This is a genomic window from Methylorubrum suomiense, from assembly GCF_022179765.1.
Classification (GTDB): domain Bacteria; phylum Pseudomonadota; class Alphaproteobacteria; order Rhizobiales; family Beijerinckiaceae; genus Methylobacterium; species Methylobacterium suomiense.
This window is the reverse complement of the sequence record NZ_BPRE01000006.1, coordinates 155664-176198: the sequence shown is the minus strand read 5'-3', so window position 1 is coordinate 176198 and position 20535 is coordinate 155664. Positions and strand designations below refer to the sequence as shown.

Sequence of the window (20535 nt, the reverse complement as noted above, 5' to 3'; positions counted from 1 at the left end):
ATCAGGTCCGTCCCGCCACGGCCAGCGCATCGGTCCGCTGCCCTTCGGTGCGGACGACCGTCTCGGCCGGGATGTAGTAGTCACGGTTGTAGTTGAAAGTGTGGGCGATCGAGACCACCAGCGTCGCCGCGAAGGTGAGCGCAGCCAGCCACCAGATGTACCAGATCATCGCGAACGAGAAGGCGATGCTGATCACGCCGAGGATCACGCCGGTGGCGGTGTTCTTCGGCATGTGGATCGACTGGAAGCCCGTCACCGGCCGCCGGAAGTTGCGGGCCTTCATCTGCCACCACGCATCGAGCTGGTGCACGACCGGCGTGTAGGCGAAGTTGTAGTCCGGCGGCGGCGAGGAGGTGGACCATTCCAGCGTCCGGCCGCCCCACGGGTCGCCGGTCACATCGCGCAGGGCCTCGCGATTTTTGATCGAGACGGCGAACTGCACGATCATCGCGCCGATGCCGAGCGCGATCAGGCCCACGCCCAGCGCCGCGACGAGGAACCAGGGCTGAAGCGAGGTATCGTCGAAGTGCTGCGAGCGGCGGGTAACGCCCATCAGGCCGAGCACGTAGAGCGGCATGAAGGCGACGTAGAAGCCGATCGTCCAGAACCAGAAGCTGACCTTGCCCCAGAACTGATCGAGCTTGAACCCGAAGGCCTTGGGCCACCAGTAGTTCACGCCCGCGAACATGCCGAACAGCACGCCGCCGATGATCACGTTGTGGAAGTGGGCGATCAGGAACAGCGAGTTGTGGAGCACGAAGTCGGCCGGGGGCACCGCAAGCAGCACGCCTGTCATGCCGCCGATGGTGAAGGTGACCATGAAGCTCACGGCCCACAGCATCGGCACCTCGAACCGGATCCGGCCGCGGTACATCGTGAACAGCCAGTTGAACAGCTTGGCACCCGTCGGGATCGAGATGATCATCGTCGTGATGCCGAAGAACGAGTTCACGTTGGCGCCCGAGCCCATCGTGAAGAAGTGGTGCAGCCAAACGAGGTAGGACAGGATCGTGATGACGACGAGCGCGTAGACCATCGACGTGTAGCCGAACAGACGTTTGCCGGAGAAGGTCGAGATGATCTCCGAGAACACGCCGAAGGCCGGCAGGATGAGGATGTAGACCTCCGGGTGGCCCCAGATCCAGATGAGGTTGAAGTACATCATCGGGTTGCCGCCGAGGTCGTTGGTGAAGAAGTGCGTGCCGACGTAGCGGTCGAGCGTCAGCAGCACGAGGACGGCGCCGAGGATCGGGAAGGCGGCGACGATGAGCACGTTGGTGCACAGCGACGACCACGTGAAGATCGGCATTTTCATCATCGACATGCCGGGCGCGCGCATTTTCACGATGGTCGCGATCAGGTTGATGCCCGACAATGTCGTGCCGATACCCGCGATCTGCAGGCCCCAGATCCAGTAGTCGACGCCGACCCCCGGGCTCATGTCGGCCCCTGACAGCGGCGGGTAGCCGAGCCAGGTGGCGCGGGAGAACTCACCGACGAACAGCGAGATCATGATGGTGACGGCGCCCGAGACCGTCATCCAGAAGGAGAAGTTGTTGAGGAACGGGAAGGCGACGTCGCGGGCGCCGATCTGCAGCGGCACGACGTAGTTCATCAGACCCGTGACGAACGGCATCGCCACGAAGAAGATCATGATCACGCCGTGGGCCGTGAAGATCTGATCGTAGTGATGCGGCGGCAGGAAGCCTTCGTTGGCCCCAAAGGCGACGGACTGCTGGGCGCGCATCAGCATCGCGTCGGCGAAGCCGCGCAGCAGCATGACGAGGGCCAGCACCACGTACATGATGCCGATCTTCTTATGGTCGACCGAGGTCAGCCAGTCCCGCCAGAGCGGGCCCCAGAACCGGAAATAGGTGATGGCGGCGAGCACCGCGAGGCCGCCCACGGCGACGCCCGCGAAGGTCACCTGCAGGATCGGCTCGTGATACGGGATGTCCGCGAGCGTCAGGCGCCCGAAGAGAAGCTTCTGGAGGTCCGTGTCAGAGAACATGGGATCGTCTCGTTAGGGGACTTGGCGTCGCCGACGGATCAGTTGTTGAGCTGGTTGGGCGCGGGCGAGTTCTCGCCCTTGCCGTGAGGACCGTGGTCCTTGGATTCGGACGGCTTGTCGCTGCGCGGCGCGTGGTGCGAGGCGGGGCCGTTGGCACCCGGTGCCTCGTCGCCGCGCTCGGCGTGGCGGTTGTCGTATTGCAGCCGCTCGACGTTCTCGCGGCTGTCCTTGCCGGCACCGCCCTTGGCGTCGATGGCCATCATCTCGTGCATGCACATCTTCCCGGGGATGGCGCACATGCCGAGGATCGAGCCGAACAGGCCGTCGGCGACCGAGGAATAGTAGGTCACCGGCACCTGCTCGCTCGGGCGCTCCAGCTCGAGATAGGCATCGCGCGACAGGTCCTTGCCCTCGCTCTTCACCTTGGCGATCCACTCGTCGAAGCCATCGTTTTCGAGGCCGTGGAACTTGAAGGTCATCCGCGAGAAACCCGTGCCGCTATAGTGCGACGACAGGCCGTTATACTCGCCTTCCTTGTTGATCACCGAGTGCAGCTTGGTCTCCATGCCGGGCATGGCGTAGATCATACCAGCGAGCGCGGGGATGTAGAACGCGTTCATGACCGAGGAGGCGGTGATCCTGAAGGTGATCGGCCGGTTCACCGGCGCCGCCGCCTCGTTGACGACCGCCACACCGTATTCTGGGTAGAAGAACAGCCATTTCCAATCGAGTGCGACGACCTGGACCTCGAGCGGCTTGGTCTCGGCCGGGACCGGCTTGCCGGGCTCCAGGCGCGAGAGCGGCCGGAACGGATCGAGGGTGTGGGTGCTGATCCAGGTGAGAGCGCCCAGCGCGATGATGATCATCAGCGGCGCGGTCCAGATCACCACCTCGAGCGCGGTCGAGTGGTCCCAATCGGGATCGTGGCGGGCCGCCGTGTTCGAGGCGCGATAGCGCCACGCGAACAGCAGGGTCAGCGCGATCACCGGCAGGATGATGAGCAGCATCAGGCCGGTCGAGGCCACGACGAGATTGCGCTGCTGCATCGCCACGTCGCCCGAGGGGAACATGACCTGCAGGTTGCAGCCCGCGAGCAGCGGCAGCAGCGGCAGCAGCAGCAGGCCGCGCAGGAGCCGACGGGCGCCGTGTCCGGGGAGGCGGGAAGTCTGCATGGCCGAGGGTATCACCGGGGGTCCTGCCACGGGTCTTCGTTCCATCTCATGGGTCGCGCCGCGGCGACCGCGTTCGGTTCGTCCCGGCGCCAGGGCCGGGACGGGATCATCACATCTGCCGCATTTCGGAGCGGTCGAGGGACAGCGCCAGTAGCGTCGCGAGCGCGCCCGACAGCAGGTACACGCCGACGACGGCGAGGCCGTACTCGTTGGAGAGATACAGCACGACCAGGGGCGCGAAGCCCGCGCCGAACAGCCAGGCCAGATCGGAGGTCAGGGCCGCGCCGGTGTAGCGGTAGCGGGTGCCGAGCCGCGACGTCACGGCGCCCGCGGTCTGCCCATAGGACAGGCCGAGCAGCATGAAGCCGATATTGACGTAGATGGTCTGGCCGATGGCGTTCTCGCCGAAGATCAGCGGCGCCAGGATCGAGCCGAAGGCGAAGGCGGCGATGAGGCCGGCGGTGATGATGAGGATGTTGCGCCGTCCGATCTGGTCGGCGATCAGCCCCGAGGCAGCGACCGCGCCGGCGCAGATGATGGCGCCGGAGAACTGCACCATCAGGAAGTCGCCCGCCGAGCGATCGCTGTGCAGGGTGTTCCAGGCGATCGGGAAGATCGTCACGAGGTGGAACAGGGCGAAGCTCGCCAGCGGCACGAAGGCGCCGATCCACACATCGAGGGCATGGTGCCGGGCGAGATCGACGATGCCGACGGGCTGGAGATGGCCCTTGTCGAGGAGCCGCGTGAATTCGGGCGTCGCGATCAGGCGCAGCCGCGCGAACAGTGCCACGACGTTGATGGTGAAGGCGCAGAAGAACGGGAAGCGCCAGCCCCAGTCGAGGAAATCGTCCGTCGTCAGGTTGACGACGAAGAAGGAGAACAGGGCGCTCGACACCATGAACCCGATCGGCGCGCCGAGCTGCGGGATCATGGCGTACCAGCCGCGCCGCTCGCGCGGGGCATTGAGGGCGAGCAGCGAGGCGAGCCCGTCCCAGGCGCCGCCCAGCGCCAGGCCCTGGAGAATGCGCAGGAAGGCCAGGAGTTCGATCGATACTTGGCCGATGGAGTTGTAGCTCGGCAGGAAGCTGACCGCCGCGGTCGAGCCGCCGAGCAGGAACAGGGCGCTGGTGAGCTTCACGCCGCGGCCGTAGCGGGCGTGAATCCTCATGAATAGGATCGAGCCGATCGGCCGGGTGATGAAGGCCAGCGCGAAGATGGCGAACGAATAGAGCGTGCCGGTGAGCGGGTCGGCGAAGGGGAAGAACACCTTCGGGAACACCAGCACCGAGGCGATGCCGAACACGAAGAAGTCGAAGTATTCGGAAGCGCGCCCGATCACCACGCCGAGCGCGATGTCGTTCGGGCTCACGTCGTGGTGGCTCATGGCCACCTGGGCGTCGCGCTCGAGGGGGCGGGAATTGGCCGTTGCGGGTTCGGTGGTCATCGCGGGCAGCCGGCTCGCCTCTCGCATGCTGTGGCCGCGCCCGTCCTCGGTGTTCACGCGGCGTTCGGCACGTGCCTAGCGGATGGGATAAAATCCGCAAAGAGGTTTCGGCGTCGCGGGAGGCCCGGCAGTCCGGCCATGCAACGACGGCATGGATTGGGCATTTTGTCCCTAAATCCAGCCCTCACATGCATAATTAAGCTAGCATTGGACTACTTTGTGATTCGCCCGAACCGTGCCGGGCGATCAGTAGCGCAGGGATAGGTTGAGCGAGAGGATGTGGTTGATCTCGACCCGTGCGGCCGGGGCGTTCACCGTCTGGTTCAGGTAGCCGACCTCGACGGTCGACTTGCCCTGCGCCTTATCTTGGAGCGGGATCTCGAGCCCGACGAAGGTGCGGATCTGGTCGAAGCCGGCCTGCGCCCCCCAATCCGTGTCGTTCAACGCCACGAAAACCTCGCTCCAGCCCACTGCCCTGAGGCCGCTCGCCTCGTCGAAAATCGGATGCGAGGCGCGCAGCATCTCGCGGAACCGAAAACCCACGTCCCGCCCGTCGGACTGCCAGCGCTGCTCGAACCGGGTGCGCGAGGACAGCTTGAATTTTGCGAACTCGCCGATCTCCCAGCTGAGCTGCTGGAAGCTGCGGTTCTCGGAAAAGCTCGGCGCGCCCACGGGCGTGTTCTCGACGCGGGCGTAGCCCTGATAGACCGTCAGCGCGTCGTTCAGCTTCCAGCCGACGGCCGGGCGCAGGATGAGCTGATCGAGCCGGGAGATGTCGCTGCCGAAACGCGGCTGGACTTCGGCGAAATAGACGAAGTCGCCGTGGCTGCCGAACAGCGTGGTGTTGAGCCAGAGCTGGGTGTCCTGCGTCGTCTGTGCCGCGGCCGGGTCGGCTGATGCGAGGGCCAGGGCGGCGAGGAGGAGGCGCTTCCGGCTGGGCAAGAGGGGACTTTCCGCGGCGTTGGCCCGCAATCCGTCTGCGGCACGGGCCCAGATGTCGGGCTTGGCGGCGGCGCGGTCCAGCTTTTTGCGCCGCGTCGGAGCCGTGGCAGCGCCGCTGTGACGCTTCGGCGACAGGCTCCTCCCTGGGCGGTGCATCCCCTCTCCCCGCATGCTGGGAGAGGGGCCTCGCCGGCTAACCCTGTGCCGCACCCCGCGGCGGCGGCTTGATCCGGTACCAGCCGACATAGAGGGCGGGCAGGAACAGGAGGGTCAGGAAGGTCGCGGCCAGGATGCCGCCGATCATCGCGTAGGCCATTGGCCCCCAGAACACCTCGCGGGCGATCGGGATCAGGCCGAGACTGGCGGCCGCCGCCGTCAGCAGGATCGGGCGCATGCGGTGACGCGTGGCCTCGACCACGGCGTCCCAGGGGCTCATCCCTTCGGCCTCGCATTCCTCGATCTGGCTGACCAGGATCACGGCGTTGCGCACGATGATGCCGATCAGCGCCAGGATGCCGAGAATCGCCACGAAACCCATCGGCTTGTCGAACAGCAGGAGCGCCGGCACCACGCCGATCAGGCCGAGCGGCGCCACCGAGAACACCAGGAACAGCTTCTGGAAGCTCTGGAGCTGGATCATCAGGAACAGGGCCATGGCGAGCAGCATCACCGGCACGACCGCCGCGATCGGTCCCTGACCCTTGCCGGCCTCCTCGACGGCGCCCCCGATCGCCAGCGTGTAGCCCTCCGGCAGCGCCTTCACGTAGGCATCGATGGCCGGCTGGAGCGCGGTCACGATGGTGGGCGGCTGGGTCGCGTCATTGATGGTGGCGCGCACCGTCAGCGTCGGCACCCGGTCCCGGCGCCAGACGATCGGCTGCTCCAGATCGTAATCGATGCGGGCGAAGGCCAGGATCGGCACGACGGAGCCGTTCGAGAGGGTGACCTGCAGGCTCTGGAGCGTGTCGAGGGAAGTGCGCTCGATGGCGCGCGCCCGGCCGATCACGTTCACGAGGTAGATCGAGTCGCGCACCTGCGTGATCGCCTGACCGCCGACGACCCCGTTGAGGATGCCGGCGATGTCCTGGCTGGTCACGCCGAGCTGACGCGCCTTGTCCTGCAGGATCTCGACCCGCAGCACCTTGCCGGGCTCGTTCCAGTCGAAGGTCGGCACGGCGAGCCGCTTGTCGCTCGCCACCACGTCGGCGAGCTTGAGGGCGAGGCGGCGCACCTCCTGGATGTCCGGCCCGGACAAGCGGTACTGGATCGGGCGGCCCACCGGCGGTCCGAGATTGAGCGGCTGCACCAGCACGTCGGTGCCGACGAAGTCGCGCCGGCCAACCTTCTGCAGGCGCGCCATGACCTTGTCGCGCAGTTCGAGGGATTTCGTCACGATCACGATCTGGCCGTAGAAGGCGTTCGCCAGCTGCTGATCGAGCGGCAGGTAGAAGCGCACCGCCCCCTGCCCGACATAGGAGCTCCAGCGCTCGATATCGGGATCGCCCTTCAGGTTGGCCTCGAACCGGTCGAGCTGCGCCTTCGTCTCGCGGATGGTGGCGTTCTGCGGCAGCGTCAGATCGACCAGGAGTTCGGCGCGATCCGAGGACGGGAAGAACTGCTGCTGGACGTGGCCCATGCCGACGACGGCGAGAGCCATCAGACCCACGCAGATCGCGACCGTGATCCAGCGCAGCCGCATCGCCACCCGCAGCACCGCCATGAAGATGCGGGTGAACAGGCCCTGCTTCTCGGCATGATGCTTCACACTCTTGGGCAGGATGGTCACGCCGAGGAGCGGCGCGAACAGCACCGCCACCACCCAGGATACGAGGAGCGAGGCGGTGATCACGACGAAGAGCGAGTAGGTGTACTCGCCGGCCGACGAGCCGTTGAAGCCGATCGGCAGGAAGCCCGCCACGGTCACCAGCGTGCCGGTGAGCATCGGGAAGGCCGTGGAGGTGTAGGCGAAGGTCGCGGCCTTCTTGAGGTTGTCGCCGAGTTCGAGGCGCGCGACCATCATCTCGACGGTGATCATCGCGTCGTCGACGAGGAGGCCCAGGGCGATGATGAGGGCGCCGAGCGAGATGCGCTGGAGCGTCACCCCCATGATCTGCATGATCACGAAGACGATCGCGAGCACCAGAGGGATCGAGATCGCGACCACGAGGCCGGCGCGCAGCCCCAGGCTGACGAAGCTGACGAAGAGCACGATCACCACCGCCTCGACGAGGGCCTTGGTGAAGCCGCCGACCGCCTCCTCGACGATCTTGGGCTGGTCCGAGACGAGGTGGATGCCGACGCCGATGGGCAGCTTGCCCTCGATCACATGCATGCGCGCCTTCAGGTCCTCGCCGAATTTGAGGAGGTTGGCGTTGGGCCGCATGGCGATGGCGAGCCCGATCGCGGGCTTGCCGTCGACGCGGAACATGGCGGCGGGCGGATCCTCGTAGCCGCGCGAGATCTCGGCCACGTCGGCAAGGCGGAAGAAGCGGTCGTTGAAGCGGAGGTTGACGTTGCGCAGCGACTCTTCGGACGAGAATTGCCCGCTGACGCGCAGGCTCACGCGCTCCGGCCCCGCCTGGACGACGCCGGAAGCGGCCACCGCGTTCTGCGATTGCAGCGCCTTGATCAGGGCTTGGATGTCGATGCCGTAGCCCGCGAGCTTGCGGGTCGAGAAATCGAGGTCGATCGTCTCACCCTGCACGCCCATCAGCAGGGTCTTGCCGATATTGGGCACCTTGAGGATTTCGGTGCGCACGCCCTCGACGTAGTCGCGCAGTTGCCGGTGGGTCAGGCCGTCGGCGGTGAAGGCGTAGACGTTGCCGTAGACGTCACCGAACTCGTCGTTGAACGCCGGACCCTGCACCCCTTGCGGGAAGGTGTGCTGGATGTCCCCCAGTCGCTTGCGCACCTGATAGAAGGCCGGCTGAATCTCCTCCTTCTTCGTCGTGTCGCGGAACTGCACGAAGACGGTCGACTGGCCCGGCGTGGTGTAGCTGCGGACGTAGTCGAGCGCGTTGATCTGCTGTAATTCCTTCTCGATCCGGTCGGTGACCTGATCGAGGGTGTCCTTGATGGTCGCGCCGGGCCACGTCGCCTGGACCACCATGGTCTTGATGGCGAAGGGCGGATCCTCCTCGCGGCCGAGCCCCGCATACGCCATCGCGCCGGCCGCCAAGCAGACCAGCATCAGGAACCAGACCAGCGAGCGATGGGCAAGCGCCCAGTCGGAGAGGTTGAAGTCCTTCACGGCAAAGAGCCTTCTTCCGCCAGCGGGCGTGCCGTCCGACGCGGCGGGGGCCGGTTCGTCGAACAGAGCCGCCTGGCAAGGGGCCTAAGGGGCTGGGCCGCCCCTAGCGCGGTTCGTCGGGCAGGCGGACGGATTGCCCGTCGCTCAGGGAGCGGACGCCGGCGACGACGATCCGCTCGCCGGGTTGCAGTCCGCCGCCCACGGCGATGCGGGGCCCTCCATCGGGCTCGGCGGCGAGCGTCACGTCGCGGCGCGTCACCTGCCGCTGGCCGCCCGCCGCCTCCGACACGATCCAGACCGAGCGGCGCCCATCGGCGTCCAAGAGCGCGGTGGCGGGCAGGAGGAAGCGGCGGGCGGTCGGGCGGATCAGGGACACCGTGATGGTGGCGCCGAGCCGGAAGGCCGGGCCCGGATGTTCCAGCGTCATGCGGATGCGCCGGGTGCGGGTTCCGGTATCGGCGAAGGGCGCGATCTCGCGCACCCGGCCGCGGGCGGTCACCTCCGGTGCGGATTGAAGCGCGACCGTGAACACGCCGTCCTGCGGCATGGCCCCGACCAGCGTTTCGGGAATATCGACCACGGCCTCGCGGGTCTCGGGGCGGGCCAGGGTGACGATCCCCTGCCCCGGGCTCACGACTTGGCCGATCTCGGCGAGGCGCTGCGTGACGACGCCGTCGAAATCCGCGTGCAGCTCGGTATAGCCGATCTGGTCGCGGGCCTTCTGGAGGCTGGCGCTGGCCTGGGCCAAGCGCGCCTGGGCCGTGTCGCGCCGGGCCACGGCCGCGTCGAGCTGCGCCTGGGTGACGTTGCCGCCCTCCGTCAGGCGTCGGGTACGGGCCTCGGTGGCGGCGGCGTTCTCGGACTGGGCCTGGGCATCGGCGAGTTCGGCCTCCGCCCGCGTCAGGTCGAAGCGCGAGACGATCGGGTCGAGGGCGGCCAAGCGCTGCCCCTTCTTCACCACGTCCCCGACGGTCACGTCGCGCGCCACTACCCGCCCGCCGATCTGGAAGCCGAGCTGCGATTGGTAGCGCGGCTCCACCGTGCCGGCGAAGGGCCCGAAGAGAACGCTCTCGGTGGGTTCGGCGAGGGCCGTCAGCACCGGCCGCACCGGCGGCGGGCCGGGCTCCTCCTGCGAGGGCTGGCAGGCGGCGAGGGCGAGAGGCAGAAGGGCGAGCGAGGCGAAGCGCGCCGTTCCGCGTGACAGTTCGACGCTCGCACGCGGCCTCGGGACGGGGGGCATGATCGCCGCCGACGATGTTGGGAAGAGAGGCCCGCGCGTCATCGTCCGCCCTCCCCGCCGGCAGAGGCCGCGGTCGCCGGTGGCGCCACCGCGACGCGCTGGCCGGGGCGCAGGAATTGGATCCCGGCGACCACCACCGATTCGCCCGGCTCGACGCCGGTCTTGAGCACGATATCGGCGCCGCCGTAGCGCTCGATCTCCACCGGGCGCACCGAGACCGCCGCCGTGGCCGGATCGTAGATCCAGACCGCGGGCCGGTTGTCGAAGCGGTAGAGGGCCGACCAGGGCAGCACCACGGCGTCGCGCGCGGCGAAGCGCCCGCGCCCGATCACCACGGCGCCGAGGGTCATCGCCGGGGGCGTGGACACGAGGCCCATCTTGACCCGCACCGTGCCGCTCTGCGGATCGACGGTCGGCGAGATCTCCCGCACCCGCCCGATCGCGGTCACCGTCGGATCCGATTGTAGGATGACCTCGATCGCCTTCTCGTCCGGCGGGTGGGCAGTGAGCGCCTCATAGACGTTGAACACCGCGTCGCGCGGTCCGTCCTGGGCCAGCACCATCACGGCCTGCCCGGCCTGCACCACCTGCCCGACCTCGAAGGTGCGGCTCAGCACGATGCCGGCGACGCCCGCGCGCAGCTCCATATACGAGAGCTGCTCCTCCGCCGTGCCGAGGGCGGCCTTGGCCGAATCGACCGCGGCCTGGCTCGTGCGCAGCTGCTGCTCGGCATTGTCGTAGCTCGGCCGGGTGGTGTAGCCGCCGGCCAGGAGTTGCTTCTGGCGGTCGAAGGTCACCCGGGCCTGGGTCAGCTGCGCCTCCGCCGAGACCAGGGCGGCGCGGGCATTGTCGAGATTGGCCCGCTGCACCAGCGGCTCCAGCACGGCGAGCACCTGATCGGCGGCGACATGGTCGCCGACCTCCACCCGCCGCTCGGAGACCTTGCCGTTGGTCCGGAACGCGACGTTGGTCTGGGCCTGAGCCTGGATGTCGCCGGTCAGGGCCACGTCGGTCGCGACTTGGCTCTTCTGCGCCGACACGATCCGGACCAGGGCCACGGTCGGATCCTCGCTCGCACCCGTTTCCCGAGCCTCCCCCACGGCATGCGCTTCCGGCGATGCAAGCAGGAGGACGAGGACCGGAAGCGCGCGTCGAACGGAAACCAGAAGAGATGCGTTAGGAGACATCGGCAGAGCCTTCCGAGCGCCGGTCCCGGCGGCGTCGCGGGGACGGGCGGGACAGGACGCTATCGCGGCGCAGGCTTACCGTGTATCTTACCGACCGTCCAGACGGTTTTTATTGAGCATCGAGCCGGCGATCGCCAGCATGCGGGGGCGATGCTCCGAGACATGGGTTCGAGGGAGCGATGGGGGAGAGGACGCGCAGTCGCCGCGACGACCGGGCGGAGACGATCCTCGACGCGGCCGGCGCGGTTCTGCGCCGGGGCGGCGGGCGGGCGCTCACCATCGACGCCGTGGCGGCCCAGGCGGGGCTCAGCAAGGGCGGCGTGCTGCACCATTACGCCTCGAAGGACGCACTGATCCTGGCCCTCGTCGCCCGCAAGCTCGCCGAGCTGCGCGAGGGCATCGCCGCCTGCGAGGCGCTGTCGCAGCCGGGGCCGTCCGGACTGGCGCTCGCCATGGTGGCGCATCTGCGCGAGGCCTATTGCGAGGACGACGATTTCTCACGCGCCCTCCTGATCGCCGCGGCCGAGAATCCGGAAGCGCTCGCGGGCTACCGCGCCTTCGTCGCGGAGCGGTTGGAGCGGCTGGCGGACGCGGAGCCGCCGGGCGCGGGCGCGATGCTGTTCTTCGCGATTCTCGGCCTCGTCATGGGCCGCACACTGGGCTTTCACGATCTCGGCGGCGCGCAGGCCGAAGAATTGTTCGGCGCGCTGGAGCGCGCCGCTTGCGCGCTGGACGCCGGACCACCCCTTGATCGTTCCACCGTCGGCGGGCCGGGACGCGATGCGCCCGCCCGGTCATCCTGAGGCATCGGGCCGGGCCCCCTCAGGTTACGGCGGCGGTGGCCCCGGGCTGCAGCATCCGAGCGGAAGGCCATCCCTCACCGATCATCGATCTGGCACACCAGGCGAATCGTCATGACGCAATCGCCGTTCTCGTTGCGCACGCTGAGCGTCAACGCGCAATCCTGGCTGTCCTCGGCCTCTGCCGCCATCAGCGTGGTCATCACCCGCAACGCCTCGCGGCGCAGCGCGAGGGGCTCACTGATCTCACGGCCCACCTCGTCGCGCAGGTCCGCACCATCGTGGATATCGAAAAAGAAGCGCGGCATCGGTCTGAAAACTTCTTAACGAATGTTCGGCGCCGGCTTCCTTCGATCGGCGCCGCATGCGCCCAAAATGAACGCATATCGGAAGGATTGGTACGGTATCGGACGGAATATTTATGAATGTTGTATGCAATCGAGTTTGCGATGGCGAGGGGCGCCCCGGTCGCACCGCTCTCAGTGGGCGAGGATCTTCGACAGGAATTGCTGGGCCCGCTCGCTCCGCGGTTGGCCGAAGAAGGCATCCTTGGTGGCGTCCTCGACGATCTCGCCGCGATCCATGAAGATGACCCGGTCGGCGACCTTGCGGGCAAATCCCATCTCGTGGGTGACGACCATCATGGTCATGCCGTCGCGGGCGAGTTCCACCATCACGTCGAGCACCTCGCCGACCATCTCGGGGTCGAGCGCCGAGGTCGGCTCGTCGAACAGCATCACCACCGGATTCATGGCGAGCGCCCGGGCAATCGCCACCCGCTGCTGCTGCCCGCCCGACAGCTGGCCCGGATATTTCTGCGCATGGGCGGACAGGCCGACGCGGTCGAGCAGGTCGAGGCCGCGCTTCCTCGCCTCCGCGCCGGGCCGCCCGAGCACCTTGCGCTGAGCGATGGTGAGATTGTCGGTGATCGACAGGTGCGGGAACAGCTCGAAATGCTGGAACACCATGCCGACCCGCGCGCGCAGCTTCGGCAGGTTGGTGCCCCGCTCCTTCACCCGGGTGCCGTCGACGGTGATCTGTCCCTCCTGAAACGGCTCCAGGGCGTTCACGCACTTGATCAGCGTCGACTTGCCCGAGCCCGAAGGTCCGCAGACCACCACCACCTCGCCGCGGGCCACGCTCGTGGAGCAGTCGGTGAGCACGCGGAACTCGCCGTACCATTTCGACACCCGGTCGATGGCGATCATCGGCTGACCGGTCGCGGTGGCGGGCGGAGGTGTCACGAGCGGACCGGCGCGCAGGCCCTCATCGGCGGGCGCCTCGCTCGCGGAGGCCGCCTGTGTTCCGGTCGTGGGTGCCGGCATCGAAGTCGAGGTCATCGTTGCACTCACCTCAGCGGATGATGGCGACGCGGGCCTGCAGGCGGCGCACCAGGAGCGAAGCCGTGAAGCAGACGGCGAAGTAGACGACGGCCGCGAACAGGTACATCTCGACGAGGCGCCCGTCGCGCTGCGCGACCTTCGACGCCGCGCCCAGGAAGTCGGTCAGCGAGAGGACGTAGACGAGCGAGGTGTCCTGGAACAGCACGATGGTCTGGGTCAGCAGCAGCGGCAGCATGTTGCGCAGTGCCTGCGGCAGCACCACCAGCCGCATCGTCTGCCAGTAGCTCATGCCGAGCGCGGACGCCGCGGCGGTCTGCCCCTTGGAAATCGATTGGATGCCCGCCCGCATGATCTCGGCGAAATAGGCTGCCTCGAACAGCGTGAAGGTGACGAGCGCGGAGGCGAAGGCACCGACCTGGATCGGCGTGGTGGAGCCCGTCACCCAGGCGCCGATATAGGGCACGAGGAAGTAGAACCAGAAGATGACGAGCACCAGCGGCAGCGAGCGCATCAGCTCGACATAGAGCTTGGCCGCATGCGTGACGCCGGGAATGCCCGACAGGCGCATCATCGCGAGCGCGGTGCCGAACACGATGCCGCCGCTTGCCGCCAGCGCCGTCAGGGTCACGGTGAACACCATACCCTGTCCGAATAGGTAGGGCAGCGACGCGGCGATGACCGAGAAGTCGAAATTCGCGAACATCTACCGCCCCCCCGGCACGGCGACGAACCGCTCCAAGAGGGTCGCGCCCAGGATCACCACGAGGTTGATCAGCACGTAGAGGATCGTGGCGGCGGTGAAGGCCTCGAACACCTGGAACGAGAATTCCTGCATCGAGCGGGCGCGGGCCGTCAGTTCGAGGAGGCCGATGGTGAGCGCCACCGAGGTGTTCTTGAGATTGTTCAGGAATTCGGAGGTGAGCGGGGGCAGGATGATGCGGTAGGCATTGGGCAGAAGCACGTGGCGATAGGTCTGCGCCGTGGTGAAGCCGAGCGCCGTGCCCGCCATGCGCTGCCCCCGTGGCAGCGACTGGATGCCCGCCCGCACCTGTTCGGCCACCCGCGAGGCGGTGAAGAAGCCGAGGCACAGGACCGCCGTGTAGAACGGCGCGTCGGGCATTTGCTTGACCGCCGTGCCGAGGCCGACCGGCAGGACTTCCGGCAGCACGAAATACCACAGGAACATCTGCACCAGCAGCGGCACGTTGCGGAACAGCTCGACATAGGCCGTGCCGACGGCGTTGGCCGCCTTGGAAGGCAGGGTGCGCAGCACGCCGATCACCGAGCCGAGGGTGAAGGCGATCACCCAGGACGAGAGCGCCGTGGCCACCGTCCAGCCGAGGCCGGAGAGCAGCATGTCGGCATAGGTGCCGACGCCCTCGGGCGAGGGCTCGAGGAAGATGCCCCAGTTCCAGGTGTAGTTCATCGCGCTTCAGCCCCCCGCCCGACGCCTCAATAGGCGGCCGGGTCCGGGCTGTCGCTCGGGTTGGCGAAGGCCTTCTGCATGGCTTCGCTCATCGGAAGCTTGAGGTTGATGCCCCGCGGCGGGATCGCCTGGGTGAACCATTTCTCGTAGAGCGCCTTGCCCTCCGGGCTCTTGTAGAGCGCGGCGGTCGCCTCATCGACCACGGCCTTGAACGGGGCGTCGTCCTTGCGCAGCATGATGCCGTAGGGCTCGGGCTTCGACTGGGCCTCGGAGGAAATCGTGTAGGCGTCCGGCGTCTTGGAGCCGGCCACGAGCGAGGCGAGCAGCACGTCGTCCATCACGAAGGCGTCGGCGCGCCCGGTCTCGACCATCAGGAAGGCCTCCGCGTGGTCCTTGGCCGGGAGGATCTTCATCCCGAGGGAGCGGGCGGTGTTGATCTCGTTGATCTGGCGGATGTTGGTGGTGCCCGAGGTCGAGACCACGGTGCGGCCCTTCAGGTCGTCGGTCTTGTCGAGCCCCTTGTCCTTCTTGGCGACGAACCGCGTCGCGGTGAGGAAGTGGGTGTTGGTGAAGGCGGCCTGCTTCTGCCGGTCGGGGTTGTTGGTGGTCGAGCCGCATTCGAGGTCGATCGTGCCGTTGGCGATCAGCGGAATGCGCGTCGCCGAGGTCACGGGATTGAGCTTCACCTCCATCTTGTCGAGCTTCAGGTGGGCCTTCACCGCATCGGCGACCTTGAGGCAGATCTCGTAGGCGTAACCCACCGGCTTCTGGTTGCCGTCGAGATAGGAGAAGGGCACCGAGGAATCGCGATAGCCGATGGTGATCGCGCCCGCATCCTTCACCTTCTTGAGTGTGCCGGTCAGCTCCTGCCCCCGCGCGGGCGCGCCCGAGGCCAGGGCGGCAACGGCGGCGAGGAGGAACGCGTCTCTCAGGCGCATGCGGCGGACCTTCTTCCGTGGACGGCCGATGGCGGCCGGATGTCATCAATGAAACCCATAGTGAGGCCGGCCGCTGGACTTGTCATCCGTCGACCGGCGCCGGTGCCTTGGCAAGGCGTGTGCCGTCCACGGTTGATGGCGACAGATGTGTGAGATTGGAGAGGGCGGCCGACATTTCGGAGCCGACCGGGCCGATCAGAAATCGCGCTGGACCCGCATGCGGATCTGCGTCGTGTCGTAGCGCTTCTCGGTGAAGGCCGGCAATCCGTTCACCGTGACGGGGCGGGTCGAATCGGTGATGCGGCCGCTCAGCGGACCGGTGCCGATGTAGGTGCCTTCGATGCCGATATCGAGGTCCTTCACCGGCGACCAGATCAGGCTCGTCCCGGCGATGATCTGATAATTGTCCCGCAGGATCGGGCTCACCGCGAAGCCCGCGCCGGTCGGCGGGGCCGAGGTTCCGACGAGGTTGTTGACGAGGCTGAACGCTTCGCGGGTGCCGCGCGGGAAGCTGACCTCGCCGTAGCTGCCGAAGAAGGCCGAGCGCCATTCGGGCGTCCAGTAATGGAGGAAGGACGCGGTGGCGGTGAAGCTCTTCGAGAGATCGATCCGGCCGGTGAGCGGGTTGACCACCGCGTCGGCGAGCACGTGCGCGAACGGCGCGCCCTGCACGGGGGTGAGCTGGCTGGCATAGGTGCCGGTGAAGATCGAGAAGCCGGTATAGATCAGCGCGCCCTCGCCGTAGGCGCCCTGCAGGTAGAGACCGTCGCCGGGGGCGATCCACGGCATGTTGAGCTTGAGGCCGCCCTGCACCGCCCAGCCATACTCCGTCTGCGCGCCGGAGCGCAGGTTGCGGGCTGCCAGCAGTGCCGCGGCGGTGCCCGGGCCGACCGGCCCGGCGGCCCCCGCCACCGGCGTCAGGGTCGAGACGGCGGAATTGGCGATGAAGCCGCCGATATTCACGTCCTTGACCGCCGCCGAGAGCTGGGCCGAGCCCCAGGGCGCGTCGTAGCGCAGGGCGCCCACGAAGTCGGGCATGCGCGAGCGCTGGACCGTGTCGACGAAGACGACGGTGTTGGCGGTGCCGTCGGCATTGGTGCCGAGGATCACCGGGCTCGGGGCCGTGTTGAAGACGTTGTTCACGCCGCTCTGGCCGGGCCCCGTCGCGGGGGCGCTGAACGAGGCGGCGTAGAACGGGTTCTTGCGAAAGTTCGGATCTTCCATCGACAGGGTCGCGGACCAGCCCTCGCCGAAGGTCTTGGTGAAGGCGAGGAGATTGGTCGAGGGGACGTCGGAGCCGGCGGTTGAGCCGATCAGCTCGTAATCGTGGGCGTAGAAGTCGAAGAACGAGGAGGCGCGGCCCGCCGTCAGCCCGGCGAACTGGACGAAAGCCTTGTCGGTGACGATGAAGTTCTGGACCCGGCCGAGCTGATCCTGGCCGACCGCCGGGAACGCGTTGCCGATGCGCTGCTGCGTGCCCGAGGCCATGAAGACGCCGGTGCGGCTCGCCGCCTCCACGCGCAGGAAGGCCCGGAGCGAACCGTAACCGGTCTGGGTGCGCGCATCGAAGTTCATGCGCATCAGCCCGCGATATTGCGACAGGTCACCGCCGCTGTTGTTGCGGTTCTGGACCGGGATGTAGCCCGCCTCGAAGCGGGCCCGGCCCGAGACCCGCAGGCAGGTATCGGTGCCGGGAATATAGAAGAAGCCCGCGCCGTAGGCGGTGCAGACGCGGACATACTCGATCGGAACCGCCTGCTTCACCGGTAGGTCGGCGGCCCGCGCCGGGGGGGCGACGACGGCGAGCAGCGCCGTGCCCGAGAGAAGCGACTTCGCGATCCGGCCCATCCGCCCGCCCCCATTCGGGTTCGGCATCCCCGCCGCCCCGAGCGCGCCCGTGCCACAGCGTACCCGGCTGCCCGATCCACCGGCTTGCACGGCATTCGAGCGATCCAGGGGATATCTGCACAGCGAAAGTGCAAGATGTTTGCTGTCGATGCAGGGCTAAAATACGATTCAATGATGGGAGCGTGTATGCAGCGATTGACGAAGACAAGCCTCGTCTTGCCGTCCACAGGTGCCAAAACATTGGTGTGACTTTTTTGCCGGCATCGCGGTGGGTTGGGCCGTCTCAGGGCGATGTCCGGGATGAGACGATCGGCTGGGTCGTGCAGATGCAGGAGCGGCACGCTCTCATCTAGCCGTCCCGCGGCTCGCCCTGCCCGGCGATGTAACGCCCGAGCGCGCTCGAAGCGTTGAGCATATGCGCCCGCATCCGCCGGGCGGCGGCCTCACCGTCGCCCTCGGCCATGGCCGCGAGGATCGCGCCATGCTCGGCGCGCGACGCGTCGATGCGGTTCGGCTGGCGCAGCTGCGTGCGGCGGAACGCGGCGAGCCGCTCGCGGATGGCGAGGGCCTGTTCGGCGAGGAAGCCGTTATGGGTTGCCGCGTAGAGCGTCTCGTGGAAGGCGCGGTTGAACCCGTCATAGGCCTCGACATCCCCCGCCGCGACCATCGCGGCGGAGGCCTCGTGCAGGTCGATCAGGCGGCTGCGCTCCAGCGGCGTGATCCGGTAGGTCGCGAGCCGGGCGCACATCGCCTCGATCTCGGCGGTCGTCTCGAACATCTCGGCGATGCGTTCGGGCGTCGTGCGAGCCACCACGCCGCCCCGGCGCGGGCGCAGCTCGACGAGGCCGGCGAAGGCGAGTTGGCGCAGGGCTTCCCGCACGGGGGTGCGCGAGGCGCCGAAGCGGTCGGCGAGTTCCTGCTCGTCGAGCGCCGTACCGGCGGACAGGATGCCGCCCGTGATGGCGTCGGCCAAAGCCGTGCGGATGCGATCCGAGATCAGACCGCGCGCTTCCGCACCCTCCCCCGCGTCCATGCACATCCCTCCGCCGGGCGCATTCTGTTTCGCATTCAGTATGCATGGTGATTGACAGGCCGCAACACGAGATACAGTTTGACGGTCGATCACGGTGATCAACCCCAAAAAGGGCAATCGTCGCCGGTTTTGTATACGCGAGGCGAGGCCGATGGTGGCGTGGCGGAACGAGCGGGCGGCGCGGGATGCGCGCCTTGAGGCGGGCCGAGCCTTCGCCGACGGCAAGGTCGTCGCGGCCGGATCCGTCACCGACCTGCTCGAAGCGGTTCTGCGCCCCGGCGATCGGGTCTGCCTGGAGGGCGACAACCAGAAGCAGGCCGATTGTCTCGCCCGCGGCCTGGCGGCCTGTGACCCGGCCCGTATCCACGATCTGCACATGGTCCAGTCGGGCATCGTGCTGCCCGAGCATCTCGATGTGTTCGAGACCGGCGTGGCGCGCCGCCTCGACTACTCGTATTCGGGCCCGCAAGGGGCGCGCATCGCCCGCATGCTCTACGGCGGCCAGATCGCGCTCGGCGCGGTGCACACCTATCTCGAGCTCTTCGCCCGCTACTTCGTCGATCTGACGCCGCATGTCGCGCTGATCGCGGGCGTCTCGGCGGACCGCGACGGCAACCTCTATACCGGCCCCAACACCGAGGACACGCCCACCGTCGTCGAGGCGACCCATTTCAAGAACGGGCTCGTCATCGCCCAGGTCAACGAGATCGTCGAACGGGTGCCCCGGGTCGACATCCCCGGCGACCGCATCGATTTCGTGGTGGAGGCCGACAGGCCGTTCTACGTCGAGCCGCTCTTCACCCGCGATCCGGCGGCGATGACGGAGACGCAGATCCTCATCGCCATGATGGCGATCAAGGGCATCTATGCCGAGTACGGCGTGCGCCGCCTCAATCACGGCATCGGCTTCGGCACGGCGGCGATCGAGCTGCTGTTGCCGACCTATGGCGAGCGTTTGGGGCTCAAGGGTCAGATCGCGACCCATTGGGCGCTCAACCCGCATCCGACCCTGATCCCGGCGATCGAGTCGGGCTGGGTGACGCAGGTTCACTGCTTCGGTTCGGAAGTCGGCATGGACCGCTACATCCGCGAGCGGCCCGACGTGTTCTTCACGGGCTCCGACGGGTCCCTGCGCTCGAACCGCGCCTTCTGCCAGACGGCCGGGCTCTATGCCTGCGACATGTTCATCGGCGCGACGCTGCAGATCGACCTGATGGGCCATTCCTCCACCGTGACCCAGTCGCGGGTGGCGGGCTTCGGCGGTGCGCCGAACATGGGCTCGGACCCGCACGGGCGCCGCCACCCGTCCGAGACCTGGATGAAGGCCGGGCGGGAGGCGCAGATCGTGGGCGATCCGGCGCTGATGCGCGGGCGCAAACTCGTGGTGCAGCTCGTCGAGACCTTCGGCGAGGGATTGGTGCCGACCTTCGTCGAGCGGCTCGACGCGATGGAGCTGGCGCGCAAGACCGGTCTCGAACTCGCCCCCGTCATGATCTACGCCGACGACGTGACCCACATCGTCACGGAAGAGGGTATCGCCAACCTTCTTCTCTGCCGCGACGCCGACGAGCGCGAGCAGGCGATCCGCGGCATCGCCGGTTACACCGAGATCGGCCGGGGCCGCGATCGGGCCAAGGTCGAGGCGCTGCGCGCCCGCGGCGTGATCCGGCGGCCGGAGGATCTCGGCATCTCGCCGCTCGACGCCGACCGTTCGCTGCTCGCCGCGCGCTCGATCAAGGACTTGGTTCACTGGTCGGGCGGCCTCTACGAGCCGCCCGCGAAGTTCCGGAACTGGTGAGCCCTCATGCCACCCCTGGCCCCACCCTCCCCCCTCATCCTGAGGTGCCGCGAAGCGGCCTCGAAGGAGGGCTCCAGGGATCGTCGAGCGCACTGGAGTCCTC

16 protein-coding genes are annotated in these 20535 nt (G+C 67.7%); 2 read left to right on the top strand and 14 right to left on the bottom strand.

All coding sequences use genetic code 11. The annotated features are described in order from the left end of the window. Position 1: 1 nt before the first annotated feature. The 7 genes from cyoB to MFF26_RS11395 form a co-directional block, all read right to left on the bottom strand. Positions 2-2011 (bottom strand): cytochrome o ubiquinol oxidase subunit I, encoded by a 2010-nt coding sequence (gene cyoB, locus MFF26_RS11425; protein ID WP_137828611.1) that lies wholly within the window; start codon positions 2009-2011, stop codon positions 2-4. A 38-nt stretch (positions 2012-2049) separates the two neighbouring features. After that, positions 2050-3183 carry a ubiquinol oxidase subunit II gene (cyoA, locus tag MFF26_RS11420; RefSeq protein WP_238307995.1) on the bottom strand — a complete coding sequence of 378 codons (1134 nt, stop codon included), beginning with the start codon at positions 3181-3183 and terminating at the stop codon, positions 2050-2052. A gap of 109 nt (positions 3184-3292) precedes the next feature. Further along, complete coding sequence (locus MFF26_RS11415; protein ID WP_137828700.1) at positions 3293-4627, bottom strand: MFS transporter; 1335 nt, start codon at positions 4625-4627, stop codon at positions 3293-3295. Between the two features lie 246 nt (positions 4628-4873). Further along, positions 4874-5725 (bottom strand): DUF2490 domain-containing protein, encoded by an 852-nt coding sequence (locus tag MFF26_RS11410; protein ID WP_137828609.1) that lies wholly within the window; start codon positions 5723-5725, stop codon positions 4874-4876. A 37-nt stretch (positions 5726-5762) separates the two neighbouring features. Then, the gene (locus MFF26_RS11405) at positions 5763-8819 is read right to left on the bottom strand and encodes an efflux RND transporter permease subunit (RefSeq protein WP_137828608.1); all 3057 of its coding nucleotides are present in this window, start codon (positions 8817-8819) and stop codon (positions 5763-5765) included. Between the two features lie 103 nt (positions 8820-8922). Beyond that, positions 8923-10059 carry an efflux RND transporter periplasmic adaptor subunit gene (locus MFF26_RS11400; protein ID WP_137828607.1) on the bottom strand — a complete coding sequence of 379 codons (1137 nt, stop codon included), beginning with the start codon at positions 10057-10059 and terminating at the stop codon, positions 8923-8925. 38 nt (positions 10060-10097) lie between these two features. Continuing rightward, the gene (locus MFF26_RS11395) at positions 10098-11246 is read right to left on the bottom strand and encodes an efflux RND transporter periplasmic adaptor subunit (RefSeq protein WP_238307994.1); all 1149 of its coding nucleotides are present in this window, start codon (positions 11244-11246) and stop codon (positions 10098-10100) included. Positions 11247-11425: 179 nt separating this feature from the next. Between MFF26_RS11395 and MFF26_RS11390 the strand changes: the two genes are divergently transcribed. After that, positions 11426-12049, top strand: a complete 624-nt coding sequence (locus MFF26_RS11390) for a TetR/AcrR family transcriptional regulator (protein ID WP_137828605.1) — start codon at positions 11426-11428, stop codon at positions 12047-12049. A gap of 74 nt (positions 12050-12123) precedes the next feature. Here the strand turns inward: MFF26_RS11390 and MFF26_RS11385 are convergent, their stop codons facing one another. From MFF26_RS11385 to MFF26_RS11355, 7 genes are all read right to left on the bottom strand, one after another. After that, positions 12124-12354: a DUF6894 family protein gene (locus MFF26_RS11385; protein ID WP_137828604.1), complete on the bottom strand. Its 231-nt coding sequence runs from the start codon at positions 12352-12354 to the stop codon at positions 12124-12126. Positions 12355-12525: 171 nt separating this feature from the next. Next, the gene (locus tag MFF26_RS11380) at positions 12526-13254 is read right to left on the bottom strand and encodes an amino acid ABC transporter ATP-binding protein (protein WP_137828699.1); all 729 of its coding nucleotides are present in this window, start codon (positions 13252-13254) and stop codon (positions 12526-12528) included. 145 nt (positions 13255-13399) lie between these two features. Continuing rightward, positions 13400-14092, bottom strand: a complete 693-nt coding sequence (locus MFF26_RS11375) for an amino acid ABC transporter permease (protein ID WP_137828603.1) — start codon at positions 14090-14092, stop codon at positions 13400-13402. Then, positions 14093-14815, bottom strand: a complete 723-nt coding sequence (locus MFF26_RS11370) for an amino acid ABC transporter permease (RefSeq protein ID WP_137828602.1) — start codon at positions 14813-14815, stop codon at positions 14093-14095. It abuts the gene before it with no gap. A 26-nt stretch (positions 14816-14841) separates the two neighbouring features. After that, positions 14842-15753: an amino acid ABC transporter substrate-binding protein gene (locus MFF26_RS11365; protein ID WP_137828601.1), complete on the bottom strand. Its 912-nt coding sequence runs from the start codon at positions 15751-15753 to the stop codon at positions 14842-14844. A 195-nt stretch (positions 15754-15948) separates the two neighbouring features. Continuing rightward, positions 15949-17601: a porin gene (locus MFF26_RS11360; RefSeq protein ID WP_137828600.1), complete on the bottom strand. Its 1653-nt coding sequence runs from the start codon at positions 17599-17601 to the stop codon at positions 15949-15951. Between the two features lie 349 nt (positions 17602-17950). Beyond that, the gene (locus tag MFF26_RS11355; protein ID WP_137831807.1) at positions 17951-18634 is read right to left on the bottom strand and encodes a GntR family transcriptional regulator; all 684 of its coding nucleotides are present in this window, start codon (positions 18632-18634) and stop codon (positions 17951-17953) included. A gap of 151 nt (positions 18635-18785) precedes the next feature. Here MFF26_RS11355 and mdcA point away from each other — a divergent pair, with 151 nt between their 5' ends. Continuing rightward, positions 18786-20432, top strand: coding sequence for a malonate decarboxylase subunit alpha (gene mdcA, locus MFF26_RS11350; protein ID WP_137831806.1), 1647 nt, complete (start codon positions 18786-18788; stop codon positions 20430-20432). Positions 20433-20535 lie beyond the last annotated feature (103 nt).